The organism is Cohnella zeiphila (assembly GCF_014212055.1).
GTDB classification, from domain to species: domain Bacteria; phylum Bacillota; class Bacilli; order Paenibacillales; family Paenibacillaceae; genus Cohnella; species Cohnella zeiphila.
Map to the genome: position 1 here is coordinate 194973 of NZ_JACJVO010000016.1, position 13541 is coordinate 208513.

Annotated in this window: 13 protein-coding genes; all 13 read right to left on the reverse strand. The window is 63.7% G+C overall.

Translation table 11 applies throughout. The features are described 5' to 3' along the window. Positions 1-40: 40 nt before the first annotated feature. The 13 genes from H7C18_RS13995 to wrbA all read right to left on the reverse strand — a co-directional run bounded on the left by H7C18_RS13995 (position 41) and on the right by wrbA (position 13539). Positions 41-739: a nucleotidyltransferase family protein gene (locus H7C18_RS13995; RefSeq protein WP_185129691.1), complete on the reverse strand. Its 699-nt coding sequence runs from the start codon at positions 737-739 to the stop codon at positions 41-43. Next, on the reverse strand, positions 736-1746 hold the full coding sequence (locus tag H7C18_RS14000; RefSeq protein ID WP_185129720.1) for an XdhC family protein: 1011 nt from the start codon (positions 1744-1746) through the stop codon (positions 736-738). The genes H7C18_RS13995 and H7C18_RS14000 overlap by 4 nt, the downstream gene beginning before the upstream one ends. Before the next feature lie 133 nt (positions 1747-1879). Beyond that, complete coding sequence (locus H7C18_RS14005) at positions 1880-3295, reverse strand: 8-oxoguanine deaminase (protein ID WP_185129692.1); 1416 nt, start codon at positions 3293-3295, stop codon at positions 1880-1882. A 77-nt stretch (positions 3296-3372) separates the two neighbouring features. Next, positions 3373-4698: an FAD-binding oxidoreductase gene (locus H7C18_RS14010; RefSeq protein WP_185129693.1), complete on the reverse strand. Its 1326-nt coding sequence runs from the start codon at positions 4696-4698 to the stop codon at positions 3373-3375. 15 nt (positions 4699-4713) lie between these two features. Next, positions 4714-5619, reverse strand: coding sequence for a fumarylacetoacetate hydrolase family protein (locus H7C18_RS14015; RefSeq protein ID WP_185129694.1), 906 nt, complete (start codon positions 5617-5619; stop codon positions 4714-4716). Continuing rightward, positions 5616-6440 carry a creatininase family protein gene (locus H7C18_RS14020; protein ID WP_185129695.1) on the reverse strand — a complete coding sequence of 275 codons (825 nt, stop codon included), beginning with the start codon at positions 6438-6440 and terminating at the stop codon, positions 5616-5618. Before H7C18_RS14020 ends, H7C18_RS14015 begins: the two co-directional genes overlap by 4 nt. A gap of 80 nt (positions 6441-6520) precedes the next feature. Further along, positions 6521-7726 carry an amidase gene (locus tag H7C18_RS14025; RefSeq protein ID WP_202887063.1) on the reverse strand — a complete coding sequence of 402 codons (1206 nt, stop codon included), beginning with the start codon at positions 7724-7726 and terminating at the stop codon, positions 6521-6523. Between the two features lie 86 nt (positions 7727-7812). After that, positions 7813-8256, reverse strand: coding sequence for a cupin domain-containing protein (locus tag H7C18_RS14030; protein ID WP_185129696.1), 444 nt, complete (start codon positions 8254-8256; stop codon positions 7813-7815). After that, entirely contained in the window at positions 8253-9035 is a 783-nt protein-coding gene (locus tag H7C18_RS14035; protein WP_185129697.1) for a cysteine hydrolase family protein, read from the reverse strand. The genes H7C18_RS14030 and H7C18_RS14035 overlap by 4 nt, the downstream gene beginning before the upstream one ends. A gap of 34 nt (positions 9036-9069) precedes the next feature. Next, a complete protein-coding gene (locus H7C18_RS14040) occupies positions 9070-10137 on the reverse strand; it encodes an ABC transporter substrate-binding protein (RefSeq protein ID WP_238357682.1) in 1068 nt (355 codons plus the stop codon). Between the two features lie 30 nt (positions 10138-10167). Next, the gene (locus H7C18_RS14045; protein ID WP_420481859.1) at positions 10168-11079 is read right to left on the reverse strand and encodes an ABC transporter permease; all 912 of its coding nucleotides are present in this window, start codon (positions 11077-11079) and stop codon (positions 10168-10170) included. A 59-nt stretch (positions 11080-11138) separates the two neighbouring features. Further along, a complete protein-coding gene (locus tag H7C18_RS14050; RefSeq protein WP_238357690.1) occupies positions 11139-11876 on the reverse strand; it encodes an ABC transporter ATP-binding protein in 738 nt (245 codons plus the stop codon). A gap of 961 nt (positions 11877-12837) precedes the next feature. Next, a complete protein-coding gene (gene wrbA / locus H7C18_RS14055) occupies positions 12838-13539 on the reverse strand; it encodes an NAD(P)H:quinone oxidoreductase type IV (protein WP_185129699.1) in 702 nt (233 codons plus the stop codon). Positions 13540-13541 lie beyond the last annotated feature (2 nt).

Here is a 13541-nt window from a genome sequence, read left to right on the forward strand (position 1 = left end):
CTTCTCCGTTCGATTGTGCTTCGCGCCTGTTTTGCTCAAATTATATGTCATTCAATCTAACACAATGACCTCGCGAGTAGCGTCGAGCCCGTTCCATGAGGTCCGGCGTATCCACATCCATCAACCGCTCCGGTTCTTCGGCGGGAATCACCCGTCCGGCCCAATCGGGGCGCTCCAGCAGCCGTTTCGCTCCACGGTCGCCCTCCAGCCGGGCCACGTCTTGGAACGTCGCCCCGGCCAGCAGCACGGGCGGCATGATCGCGCCGCCGTCTCCGCTTGCCACGTAGTCCAGTCGCGGATCCGAACGCCAGCAGTCGACCAGGCCGCGCATCATCCCGGCCGTGACGAACGGCTGATCGGCCAGCACGACGACGGCGGCGTCGCACCCGTCCGACATCGCGCAGCCCACTCCGCACCGAAGCGAATGGGCCATCCCCCGCCCGGCGTCCGCGCATACGACGACTTCCGCCTTCGTCCGCGGGATCGCCGCTTCTCCCTCGCTCCGCCCCGCCTCCCGCGCTCCTTTCCGCCGCAAAGCGCCGACCCGAACCGGCTCGGGCAGCCAATCGAGCGGATCGCCGGGACGGACGACGATATAGGCGGCATCCAGTCCTACGGCCAGAAGCGCCTTCAGGGCGACGGCCCCGAGCGGCACTCCGGGCAGCAGCTCGGCCGTCAGCTTGGCGCCGTTCATCCGCCGGCCGGCACCGGCAGCCAAATAGACGCCGGCGATCCTCATGCCTCCCTCCTTCCCGCCGACGATACCCGCAACCGGCGGCGCCAGGCGATCAGCTCGGCCGCCACGCTGACGGCGATCTCCTGCGCCCCCTCGGCCCCGAGCGGCAGCCCGATCGGCGCCCTCACGAACGGAGGCGGAGCCATTCCGTCCAGCAGCCTCCGCACCCGGCTCGCCGAACCGACGATGCCGAGATAAGCGGGGCCGAGCGGAAGGACTCGAGCGACCATCTCCCGGTCCCTTCGCAGGTTGTGGCCGGCGATCATCACGTAATCCCCTCGGCCGACACGCAGCTCCGCGACGATCGATTCCGCGTCGCCGACGAACGTCGCGGACTTCGGGAAACGCTCCGGACCGCATAGCGCCGGCCGCCAATCGGCGACGGCCGTGCGAAAGCCGATGCTTCGCGCCAGTTCGTCGACGGCGATCGCCTCGTCGCCCGCCCCGAAAATCACGAGACGTTCCCGCGGCAGATGGAGCGACGCATAGAACAGACCGCTTGCGCAGCCTTTGCCGGTTCCGTCTTCCCACGCCCCGCTTTCGCCCCCCGCGTTCCCTCCCGGGTCCGGGGCCGGGGACGGCCCGGCCGGCTCCGCCGCGTAAACGAGCCGGCCGCCCGACTCCCGGCGTTCCAGCCTCGCCCCCTCCCCGCCGCGCATAAGGCGGACAACCTCGCCCAGCGCCCGGCGCAGTTCGTCCGTCAACGGCTCCACCAGCACGCGCAGCATCCCGCCGCAGCCGATCTCCTCTCCCCAGACGATATCTTCTTCGGGACGCAAGTCGTACTCGACGACCGCATGCCGGTTCCCCGCCAGCACGCCTCCGGCCCGTTCCGCCAGATCCGCTTCCAGGCAGCCGGGACTGATGCTCCCGGCCTTCTCGCCGTTGGCCGCGAGCAGCATGGAAGCTCCCGCTTTGCGGTAGGAATGCCCCCGAACCTCGATCAAAGTCGCAAGCGCCGCGGCCGTCGGCCAACGTTCGGCCAGGGCGAATACCGTTTCCGTATCCATGGCTTCCACGGCTTTCCCCTCCTGTACGCGAAAGCCGGGCGGCATCGCGCATGCCCCCGGCTTCCGGTCTTTCGTTCGGCGCGCCTTCGCGGCAAGCGCCGGTTCCCTTATACCTCCAAACCCCCCGATGGCGCTACGCTCTCGCCAACCGCGAGCGGCGGTAGTCGCTTCCCGTCAGCGCCGCCGCTTCCGTCACCAGCCGCAGCGCCGCCGCCTGCGCCTTCTCCGCCGCCAGCTCTTCGTCGACCCCGACGAGCCGCCCGCCGTCGACGACGACCTTTCCGCCCACGATCGTCATATCGACCGGCCGGGAGAAGCCCGTCACGATCGGAAGCGCCATGTCGTCGAACAGCGCGCCGGCAAACTCCAGTCTCCTCGTGTCGATCAGGAACAGATCGGCCGCCTTGCCGACCTCCAGCGAGCCGATGCCGTCTTCCCACCCCAGCACCGACGCCGAACCGCGCGTCGCCAAGGCGAGCGCGCCGGCGGCATCGATCGACGCCGCGCCGTGGGACAGCTTATGCAGCAAATAAGCCATCCTCGCTTCCGTCAGCAGGTTGCCGCCGTCGTTGGAGGCCGAGCCGTCCACGCCGAGGCCGACCCGGACGCCGGCGTCGCGCATTTTGAGCAGCGGCAGAACGCCGGACGACAGCTTCATGTTGCTGGACGGGCAGTGGGCGACGCCGCAGCTGTGTTTGCCCAGCAGAGAAATTTCCCCGTCGTCGAAATGAATGCCGTGCGCGAACCAGACGTCGTCGCCGACCCAACCGTGCTTCTCCATGTATTCCAGCGGCCGAACGCCGAACTTTTCCAGACAGTACGCTTCCTCGTCGAGCGTCTCGGCCAGGTGCGTGTGCAGCCGCACCTTGTAGCTTCGGGCCAGCGCCGCCGATTCTCGGAGCAGATCGGACGTCACGTTGAAGGGAGCGCAGGGAGCGACGCCGACGCGCACCATGGCGAACCGGTCGGCGCTATGGTAGCGTTCGATGACCCGGATCGTATCCTTCAGCGCCACATCGTCGGTCTGGCAGACGACGTCCGGGGGCAGCCCGCCCTTCGACCGGCCGAGCGTCATCGAGCCGCGCGTCGGGTAGAAGCGGATGCCGAGCTCCGCGGCCGCGCGGATCTCCTCGTCGATCAGCTCGCCGGAGATGCCGTCCGGAAAGCAGTAGAAATGGTCCGCCGCCGTCGTGCAGCCGGATTTGAGCAGTTCCCCGAGTCCGACGACGGCGCCGATATGGACGTCCTCGGGACGCAGATGCCGCCAGATGCCGTACAACGTGCCGAGCCAATCGAACAAGCCGCATTCTTGAGCGAGCGGAAGGTTGCGGGTCAGCGTCTGAAACAGATGGTGGTGCGTATTGATCAGTCCCGGGTAGACGATCTTGCCCGCCGCGTCGATGACGGTGTCGGCATCCTCGTACGGCAAGTCTTTGCCGATCGCGACGATCTCCTGTCCGACCGCGTACAAGCTTCCGCCTTCGACAACCTCTCGTTCTCCGTTCATGGTGACGATCGACTTCGCGTTTTTCACCAGCAAGGTCCGCATGGCACCGCCTCTTTTCCTCGGAATCCCGAATCCGTTCCTTCCTACTTTACGGTTCGTTGCCGGCCTTATTCCGCGAACTAGCCGATTTTGCCAGGGTTGAGCAAGCCGAGCGGATCGTTCAGCTTTTTCCGCAGCCGCATGCCCGGAACCGCGCCGCGGCCCCCGTTGTCCAGCAGCCACGTATGGGGATCGTAAATCTCGACGCCGATCGAACGGCACGTCTCGATGATGTAGTACAGCCGCTCTTCCGTGGTAAACCGGACGACCGGCAGCCCGTTCGGGAGCAGCCTCCCTCCCCCCAGCACCCATTCGAAGTGCATCAGCAGCTCGTCTCCGAACATCCCTTTCAGCGTTCTCAGCTGCTCCAGGTAACGATCGGGGGAGAAGCCCGCTTGCAAGTACGTATAGGCGGGGTCCGCCTTGAGCGCCCACAGCGTCGTATGGTTCCACGTAAAATCGGACAGCCCGATCGATTTGCGGTACTTTTCCGGAGGGATGATGTGGCCGATGCCTCCGCCGTATTCGGCGGCCAGCCGCTTCAGCCGCGGCAGCGAGCTCTCGTCCGTCTCCGCGAACACGACCGACCGGTCCGGGCTCAGCGCCTTCTTGAGCGGGAGAAAAAAGGACGGAAGCGGCCATTCGATCGGCGTGACGAGCCGCTTCGGAATGCCGCCGTCGCGCGCGAGCGCCTCTCCGAACCGAACGGCCGACTCCAAGTCGCCGAATTCGGCGACCGTCTGCATCCAATCCCTCTTCGGAGCGAGCGCGAGGACGACCTCCGTCATGATGCCCGTCGTTCCGTAATTGTGGATGTAGTCGAACAGATCGGCTCCTTCGATCTCCAGCCGGCGCGGTCGCTCTTCCATCGTATAGACGACGGCGCCCCGCACGTTGCCGTCCCACAGATTGCCCCAAGTGATCGAGCCGACCCCGCCGGAGCCGCCGCATACGAAGCCTCCGGCCGTCGCCTTGGCGTACGTGCTCGGATAGATGCGCAGCTCCTGCCCTTCCTCCCGCGCCTTCTTCTCCAGCGCGCCCAGCTTGACGCCGCACTGAACCCGCGCGAAATCCTCGCCGATCTCGAGAATGCGGTCCAGGCCGCTTAAGTCCAAGACGATTCCGCCCTCCAGCGGGATCGCCTGGCCGTAATTGCCCGTGCCCGCTCCCCGGACCGTCACCGGAATGCGATGGCGGTAGGCGAAGGCGAGCGCCGCTTCCACCTCGCCCTCGTTCTGAGGCGCGAAGACGGCGTCGGCTTTTTTATGCTTCAGCTTCCGGTCCAGCACCGGCGAATACCAATAGAAATCTTTTGAGAGCTTCTCGACCGTCGATTCGTCCGTATAGACCGGAAGACCGCCGAGACCGGCTCCGGCCTCCGCCTCGATTTTCCACGCTTGAGACATGCACGCCACCTGCCTTTAGTCGTTAATGGCGCCCGAGACGGACGGTCTCGCCGCCTCCGGGCGAACGGGGTTGACCAGCGGAGCGAAACCGCCGATCCGGCACTCCGCGGCATCGCCTTCGCGAATGTCCGTCGAGCCCGGGGTGCCGGTCATAATGACGTCGCCGGGCAGCAGCGTCATCATCCGGGAGAAATAGGAGACGATGAACCAGGGGGAATAGATCATGTCGGCAACGGATGCGGAATGCGTTATGCGGCCGTTCAGAACGGTCTCCACCCGGAGCGAGCCGAGATCTTCGATCTCGCCCGGCGTAATCAATTCCGGACCGAAGCTGAAGAACGTATCGAAGCTTTTGGAACGGCCGAGAAAACGCGGGTTGCGGGCGTGGATATGCTGCGCCGTCATGTCGAGCGTCGCCGCGAAGCCCGCGATCACGCCGGGCGCCTCGGCTTCGCTCACGTATTTGCACGTTCGGCCGATGACGATGCCGAGCTCCGCTTCCGCGGTGAACCGCCCTTCTTCGGGCGGAAGCTCGATCGCGTCTCCGGGACCGATCAGGCTCGTGTCCGGCTTCAGGAAGCAGATCGGCTCCGCGTCGGGCGGAACGACGTTCATGTCCTCGGCCTTGGCCCGGTAATTGGCGCCGATGCCCCATATTTTGCGGGGACGGCGGTAAAGCGGCGCGTACAGGGCCCGGACCGACGGGATCGCCTGCGCCTCAAGCCGCGCCAGTTCGCTCTTGCCTTCACCCGCGAGCCAGCCGTCCAAAACCTCCAGCTCCCCGCGCTCCAGCAGCCCCTGCACGTCGCGGCTCCAACCCGTTCCCGCCGCTTCATTGAGCAGACGGACGGTCACGAGGCCGCCGGCCGTGACGACGGCCGCCTCCTCCCGCCCTCCGATCCGAACGGTCGCGAGCCTCATCGGGATCCCTCCGGCGCGCCTCTGACGTCCGCGACATCGAACTCGCAAAGCTCCGTCAGCGCTTCGGCCAGAATGCCGGCGACCCGTCCCTGGATGATCTCTCCTTTGGCCGCCGTCGCCTTCGTGGCGTCCCCGCAGATGCCGCTGGCCGATATGTCCGCCATTCGCCAGGCGAAGCGGATGCGGCCCTCCAGCGTCAGGAAGCGCTTGTCGCCCATCGCCGGCACCTCGGATACGAGACAATCGCTCTGCACCCAGCCGGGCTTGATCGCCATGACGATCGACGTCTCGTAATCGCCGCCGTGAATCCCGTACTCCATCTCTTCCGGATCGATAACGCCTTCCGCCCCGCCCAGGCTCGAAGGCGACAGGTAGAACACGGTCATGCCGTGGACGATCCGAATCTCGCGAGAGACGACGTTCAGCAGGTCGACATTGCCGCCGTGCGTGTTGAACAGCAGCAGCTTGCCGAAGCCGCTCAGCTTCAGGCTCGCCGCGATGTCCATCACGAGCCCTTGCAGCGTGGCCGCGGAGATCGATACCGTCCCCGGAAGACCGAGATGTTCGTTGCTCTTGCCGTAGGCAATCGGCGGGAGCAGCCACGCCTGCGCTTCGGGAGACAGCAGTTCCATCGCCCTTGTCAGCGTCGCTTCGCCGATCAGGGCGTCGGTCATAACAGGCAGGTGCGGGCCGTGCTGTTCGACGGCGCCGATGGGCAGAATGACGAGCGCGTTGTCCTTGGGCAGTTCCCGGATCTGTTTGCTGGTCAGCCTGGGCAGGAAGCGTTCCTCCCAGGCGGCTCCTTCATATCGAATGAACATAGGCACGTTCCTTTCCGTGTGTTCTGCCGCCCGGGCCGGCGACGGGCGGGAGCCCCGCCGAGACGCCTTCTCCCGAACGCTCAGCCGGTGACCGATTGCCCTTGAAGCGCGCGTACCGCTACGTCGCCGACCCAGCGAAGCAGCCGCAGGTCCCGGCGGGGGCCGGCGATGAACGAGAGGCCGACGGGCAAGCCGTCTTGGCTGCGGAACGGCATCGTGACCTGCGGCAGGCCTCCGAGTCCGGCGATGCAGCTCAGCTGCATCACTTTGGCGCGCGTCCGTTCGATCTCCGCGCCCGCGAGCCCGATGCGCGGCGCCGTGCACGGAGCCGTCGGGATGACGAGCAAGCCGTCGTCGCCGAGCAGCGCGATCAGCTCCTCCCGGATCCGCTCGCGGGCGGGCAGGGCGCGGTCGCGATCCTCCAGCCGAAGCGTGCCCGCCCAAGCGAATCGCTCCGCGATTCCGGGTCCGAACCGCGGCTGGCGGCCGGCGATCCACTCGCCGTGCGCCAGTCCGATCTCATACCCCTGCAGCGTCCGGAACGTGGCGGCCCAGGCCGCCAGCCCCTGCGGCGCCAAAGTCGTGCGCCGGCTATCCATCATCGCTTCCAGAACGGCCAACGGGCCGGCCAGCGATTGCCGGCAGTCGCGATCGGCCGTCTCCCAGGCGTCGCCGGCCACGATCAGGCGCCGGAATTCGGCGCCGTCGGAAGTCGCCTCTTGGCCGCCGATCAGCGCTTGCCCGACTCGCAGCAGCGTCTCCCAGTCCCGCGCCATCCAGCCGACCGTATCGAAGCTGGGGGCCAGCGGAATGACGCCGTCCAGCGGCACGAGCCCGTGCGTCGGCCGAATGCCGTACAGGCCGCAATACGAGGAAGGGACCCGCACCGAGCCGCCGGTGTCGGTGCCGAGGGCGAAATCGGCGAGACCCGCCGCCGCCGCAACGGCCGAACCGCTGGAGGAACCGCCCGGAATGCAGCCGGGAGCGCGCGGATTGACCGGCGTTCCGTAGTAATGGTTTTCTCCGTTCAGGCTGAACATCAGCTCGTCGGTCACGGCCGCTCCTCTCAAGCGGGCGCCGTTCCCGAGCAGCCGGCTCACGGCCTCGGCATGCTCCTCGGCGGGTCCGTGGCTATCCAGCCAGTCCGGGTTGCCGGCCGAATTCGTATGGCCGGCGATCGCGAACACGTCCTTGACCGCGAATTCCAGCCGGTCCAACCCTCCGCCGCCCGTCGGCTCGACGGTCAAATCCTCCTTGATATAAGCGTTCCATCCGCTCCGTATCATCCTTCCTCCCTCTTTCTCCGTAAGTTCGGCGGCGAGCCGGAGCTAATCAAGCGGCAGCGCCTTGCGGCTTCCGTGCGCGGCCGGCATCAGACGCCGGCCCCCGCGGAACGAATGCCCTTCAACACGCGCAAATCCTCTTCGTCCAGAGTCGCTTCGGGACCCGACTTGATCAAATCGGAAAACTTCTCGTCCGGCACCATCGTCGTCAGTACGTATAAGCGCCCCAGGCCGGTATTGCGAACTTGGTGATTGTTCCCGGGAGGAACGACGAAGAAAGAACCCGTGCCGATCGGCGCTTCCGATTCGCCGACGACGGCTACCCCCTCCCCATCCAGCACATAGAAATATTCGTAAGCTTCCGCATGCTCGTTCGGAGGCGTCTGCCCGCCTGCGTCGAAAATTTCGACGACGGAAACGAAAGGGACTTGCGTCCCGTCGCATAACAGGACGAACTTGTTCGAATCTCCCGCGGAGATTTGGCGAACCGGGCACGTTTCGAAGCTGCCCAGCACCAAGGTCGGCATCGTCATTTTGCCTCTTCCTTTCCCGCCGCGTCCGTCATCGCTCCGAGCAGATCCCCGGAACCGGCGACGAAGCCGTAGCATTGTTTGATATTGTAGAGAGCCGCATCCGCGCAGAACGAAGGCGAGCTGGTGGCGCAGCAATCTTCGAGCAGCACCGCGTCGTAGCCGAGGCAGACCGCGTCCTGCAGGGTGTGCATGACGCATTGGTCCAGATTGACGCCCGCGAATAGAAGCGTCATCGCGCCGAGATTGCGCAGGATGCTGTCCAACGGCGTATCCCAGAATCCGCTCATCCGGTATTTGTCCACCTGAATGTCCTCCGCCCCGGGGACGAGCCCGCTCGCCAGCGCCGCGCCCCAGCTCCCCTTCTCCAACACGCGGGAGCCGCTCGCCGGCAACGGGCTGCCGATGCCGCGACCTTCGCCGTCCGGGTCGTATACATGAAGCACGGACGGACTGAGGTTCATCCGATCCTCCCGGTTGCCCCAGTTCAGCCAGATCACCGGGACGCCGGTCCGCCTCAGCGCGGGAAGCAGCCGTCCGAGGGGCTCCACCGGAGCGAGCAGCGGAGACGTGTCGACTCCGATGGAGGACAGCCATCCTCCCGGCGCGCAAAAATCGTTCTGCATATCGACGACGACGATCGCGCTGCGGGCCAGATCGAGCGTCAACCGCTGCGGCTGCGCCGCGAACGAGACCGGGATCGGCGGGTGCGCGCCCCTGCGCATGTCGACCCGTTCCCGATCCACCAGCCAATAGTTTCTCTCATTGCCCAATCGCCGCATGGCCGCCCTCCTTTCGCGATCCGCTTTACGGGCTTTACGGTTTGGTCAGGTATTCCGTCGTGAACGCCTTGGAGACGTCCTGCTCCGCCTTCAATCCGCCGATTTGCAGCAGCTGCTGCTGAACGGTTTTCCAGCGGTCCAACGTCATGTAGCCGATGCCGTTGGCTTTCGTCTCATCGTTCAGAATGAACGGCGTCTCCTGCTCCGCCTCGTAGTTCATCGCCTCTACCGTCATATCTTTGTTGAACGTCTGGATAAACGGATTGACGCTTTTGTAATTGTCGAGATAGTACGACCAGCCTTTCTGGCTTGCCTGAACGACCGCCTGGACAATATCCGGATGCTTGCGCAAATAGTCTTCGGTCGTAAACAGAACGTCGCAATAGTTCGCATAGCCGGAATCGGCGATCTTCAGCACGTTCACATCGATGCCTTGCTGGCCGAGGGCGTACGGCTCGTTCGTGATATAGCCCTGATTGAGCGAACCTTTGGTCTTGATGAAGTTGACGAGCTGCCCGGTGTAATTGAGCTCGTTCACGTCGGTCAGCTTGTACTTGTACTTGATATACTCCCAATACAGCACGCCCGGCTGAATAAAGACGGTTCGCCCTTTCAAATCCTCGAACCCTTTCACGTCGTCGTCCTTGTGATAGATCAGCACCTGCGGCGTATACTGGAAGCCGGCCAGCAGTCCGACGACCGGAATGCCCTGCTCCCGCGCCCGTAAAATATCGTCGGCGTAGGAGATTCCGAAGTCGGCCTTGCCCGAAGCGACGAGCTGAAGACCGGAAATTTGCGGTCCGCCGGGCTGTATCGTCATGTCGACGCCGGCGTCCTTGTAATAGCCCTGCTGAAGGGCCGCGAAATAGCCCCCGTCCTCTCCTTTGGCGTACCACCCCTCGATCAGGCGCGCTTTTTGCAGTTCCTGCGGTTCGGACGACGCGGCGGCGGAGGCAGGGCTCGCGGAAGGAGCCGTAGACGTTCCGGTATCGCTCGGGGAAGCGGAAGGAGCGGAATCGCCGCCTGCCGAGGAACAGCCCGCCGCCGCGACGAGCGACGCGGCCATGATGACGGATAAGCTTCTTTTGCGATTTCGATTCATGCGAACCCCTTCTTTCTGCCGGTTGCGGATTTAACTGTTGATGGCGGAATCGTGCCAGGAACGGAGCAAGCGATTCGACAAAGCGTTGATCAGCAGGAAGAAAACGATCCCCATGACGGCGGCGGTCAGGCCGCATGCGAACAGGTAGGCGGTCTGGAGACGCGTCGACGCCACCGTGATCGCATAGCCGAGGCCGCCCTGCAGTCCGCCGATGCCCGCGATATATTCGCCGACGATGGCGCCTACGACCGACAGGGAGCAGGAGATTTTCATCCCGGCCAGAATGTACGGCAGAGCCGCCGGGATGCGCAGCCTCCAGATCGTCTGCCACTTGGTCGCGTTGTACAGGTAGAACAGATTTTTCATATTCATCTCGGTGGAATTGAGGCCGATGAGCGTGTTGGAGAGGATGGGGAAGAAGGCGATCAGAAAAGCGATGATGACGATGGCGTTCATCCCGGCGCCGAACCAGATGACGATGATCGGGGCCACGGCGACGATCGGGATCGTCTGCAGGATGATCGCGTACGGGTAGACGCTTCGCTCCACCGTTTTGGAAAGGGCCAGCAAGACCGCGAACGCGACGCCGAGCACGACGCTGAGCGCGAAGCCGAGCACCGCTTCCGCGATCGTCGTTCGGACGGAGACGAGCAGGTTATGCCAGTTCTCCGAAGCGGCGGTCACGATATCGGAAGGCTTCGGGAACAAGTACGGCTGAACTCCGGACATTCGGATCACGATCTCCCAAAGGGCGACGAACAAGACGAAGACGACAAGGGGAGGCACCGCGAGCGAGACGATCTTCCGGGACAGCGAACCGGAGGACGAAGCGTTTTTCCGCCCCATTCTCCCGTCCGGCACCGAGGCGGCGGCCGGCACGGAAGGCGACGCGCCGCTCTCTTGCTCCGGCAACACGTTGACGCTTGCAACCAACTTTTCCATGCTCCTTCTCCTTTCGGATGCGAGATTGTCCGGCTTGCCGATCGTCCGGACCGCGATCTCTAGTGCTTGAGAGTTTCCGATACCGCATGGACGTGCCGCCCGAACTCCGGCGAAGACCGGTAGTCGTCCGACCTCGGGAACGGCGTCGGAATCTCGAGAATGTCGGCGATCTTTCCAGGGCGCGGCGTCATGACGACAACCCGGGTGGATAGGAACGCCGCTTCGAAAACGTTATGGGTAATGAACAGTACCGTCATCTTCCGGTCCTGCCGCCAGATGTTCAGCAGCTCGTCTTGAAGCGATTGGCGGGTAATTTCGTCCAACGCGCCGAACGGTTCGTCCATGAGCAGCAGCTTCGGCCGGGAGATGAGCGCCCTCGCGATCGACACCCTCATTTTCATCCCGCCCGAGAGCTGGCGGGGAAGCACCTTCAGGTAATCCTTCAGGCCGACCAGCTCCAGTACCCGCTCCCCTTCCCGGATCCGCTCCTTCTTGGGAACGCCCCGCAGCGTCAGCGGCATCGTCACGTTGTCGATCAGCTTCGACCAAGGCAGCAGCGTATGCTCCTGGAACACGAACGCGATCTCGTTCATCTTGCGCGCTTCCTTCGGCGTCGTGCCCAGCACGGACAAGCGCCCGGACGTATGGCCCGTCAATCCCGCGATCATATTGAAAATGGTCGATTTGCCGCACCCCGACGGCCCGACGAAACAGAGGAATTCGCCTTCTCCCACCCGCAGATTCACGTTCTGAACCGCCACCGTGCCGTTCGGATAAATTTTCCCGATCTGCTCCATGCCGACCAGCAGTCCGGAAGCGCCGCTGCCGGCCTCCTCTCCCGCGCTCGGTATCGCCGCCAAAGATGAGCTCATCTTGATCCCTCCCGATTGGATATGGCATCGGCGTTCCGCTCTCGTCAGGCGGTGCCTCAACGGCCGCCCGGAATGCAGGCGCCTATTTGTGTCACATTATATTACGCGAAAATCTGAATGTTCAACGATTCGGATAGAGATATGTGCGGATTTACAATGAAAAGGTTCTCGGATTGGTTGATCTTACGATCTAAGTGGAATTTTTATGTTATTTTATTTGACATTAAGGTTGCGGCAGAGTTAAGCCAGCCACTCACATGCGCGCGACTTCGGCGGACCGAGCGAAAGAGAGCAACCAGCTTGCTCACTTTGGCGAGACTTCGGCGAATCCGGCGGAAGTGAGTAACCAGGTTACTTACATGGGTGGAACTTTGGAGAATCCGGCGAAAGAGGGCAAGCCGATTACTCACACGGGCGAGATTTAGGAGAATCCAGCGGAAGAGAGTCATCAGATCACTTACACTGGCGAGTTTTAGGAGAATTCAGCGGAAGAGAGTCATCAGATTACTCACATGGGCGCAACTTCGGCGGATTCAGCGAAAGAGCCCCGACTAGTCGGAGTCACCAATTACGCGACAAGCGACATTTGGGGTGGGGCAACGAATGTCCGTATTGCTTTAACGAATCTGAGCGACGTTATTCGTGCAGAATCAACGGTTTCCAAAATGTAACGAAACTGAGAAACGTTATTTGACGGAAAATCATCTTCAGGCGAACCAATCAAGGCAAATAAGATCGCTCAGATTCGTTAGAAATGCGAAGTTCCGCTTTTTCGCCGAATAAGAACGCGTAGTTTCGTTAGCGTGGGGCGGGGGAACGGGCGACAGCCCGCCGCCCCGCCCTGTTAGGCGGAACAAGCGGCGGGCTGTTGCGGCTTCGCCAAAACCTAGCGAGCCAAAAACCCGGAGCTGCGGAGCGCGGAAGCGACGGCGGCCACGCGTTTGCCGAGCCGCCCGGCCATGAGCAGCTCCCGATCGTCCGGCGAGCGCGAGCTGTCCGGGCCGGCGACGGTAGACGCCCCGTAAGGCGAGCAGCCGATGGCGTCCGCGGTCAAGTATTCCGGATTTTCCGAATACGGCAAGCCGACCATGATCATGCCGAAGTGAAACAGCGGGACCATGGAGGTGAGAATCGTCGCTTCCTGGCCGGTGTGGATGGATCCCGAACTCGTGATCAGCCCCGCCGGCTTGCCCTCCAGACTGCCGTCCGCGCAAAGGTCGGAGGCGAACTCCAGGAACAGCTTCACCTGCGCCGGCATAAAGCCGAAATAGGTTGGGAAGCCCCAGACGATTCCGTCGGCCCAACGCAGATCGTCATGACTCGCGAACGGAATGTCCTTCTGCCGCTCCAGCGAGCGCTCATACTTCTCGAACCGGCCGACCGTCTTGAAATGCTTGGCCAGCCCGGACTCCGACTCCCGCTTCTTGAACTTGTCCTGGTACGGCGTCCGGTTCGCCTCGGCCTCCATCTCCGCGATGCGCCGCAGCCTGACCTCGCTCCCGAACGCAGACGCTCCGTCGGCCGCCGCCCGGGCCATGTCGAACACGTGGCCATAGGCGCTGTAATAGACAACGAGAAGGTTGCCCATCG

Excerpts from the sequence above, each read along its gene's own strand:
- H7C18_RS14035 (WP_185129697.1), bottom strand. The coding sequence starts at position 9,035 with ATGCGGCGATTGGGCAATGAGAGAAACTATTGGCTGGTGGATCGGGAA.
- H7C18_RS14045 (WP_420481859.1), bottom strand. The coding sequence starts at position 11,079 with ATGGAAAAGTTGGTTGCAAGCGTCAACGTGTTGCCGGAGCAAGAGAGC.
- H7C18_RS14000 (WP_185129720.1), bottom strand. The coding sequence starts at position 1,746 with ATGGATACGGAAACGGTATTCGCCCTGGCCGAACGTTGGCCGACGGCC.
- H7C18_RS14010 (WP_185129693.1), bottom strand. The coding sequence starts at position 4,698 with ATGTCTCAAGCGTGGAAAATCGAGGCGGAGGCCGGAGCCGGTCTCGGC.
- H7C18_RS14040 (WP_238357682.1), bottom strand. The coding sequence starts at position 10,137 with ATGAATCGAAATCGCAAAAGAAGCTTATCCGTCATCATGGCCGCGTCG.
- H7C18_RS14025 (WP_202887063.1), bottom strand. The coding sequence starts at position 7,726 with ATGATACGGAGCGGATGGAACGCTTATATCAAGGAGGATTTGACCGTC.
- H7C18_RS14030 (WP_185129696.1), bottom strand. The coding sequence starts at position 8,256 with ATGACGATGCCGACCTTGGTGCTGGGCAGCTTCGAAACGTGCCCGGTT.
- H7C18_RS14005 (WP_185129692.1), bottom strand. The coding sequence starts at position 3,295 with ATGCGGACCTTGCTGGTGAAAAACGCGAAGTCGATCGTCACCATGAAC.
- wrbA (WP_185129699.1), bottom strand. The coding sequence starts at position 13,539 with ATGGGCAACCTTCTCGTTGTCTATTACAGCGCCTATGGCCACGTGTTC.
- H7C18_RS13995 (WP_185129691.1), bottom strand. The coding sequence starts at position 739 with ATGAGGATCGCCGGCGTCTATTTGGCTGCCGGTGCCGGCCGGCGGATG.
- H7C18_RS14020 (WP_185129695.1), bottom strand. The coding sequence starts at position 6,440 with ATGTTCATTCGATATGAAGGAGCCGCCTGGGAGGAACGCTTCCTGCCC.
- H7C18_RS14015 (WP_185129694.1), bottom strand. The coding sequence starts at position 5,619 with ATGAGGCTCGCGACCGTTCGGATCGGAGGGCGGGAGGAGGCGGCCGTC.
- H7C18_RS14050 (WP_238357690.1), bottom strand. The coding sequence starts at position 11,876 with ATGGAGCAGATCGGGAAAATTTATCCGAACGGCACGGTGGCGGTTCAG.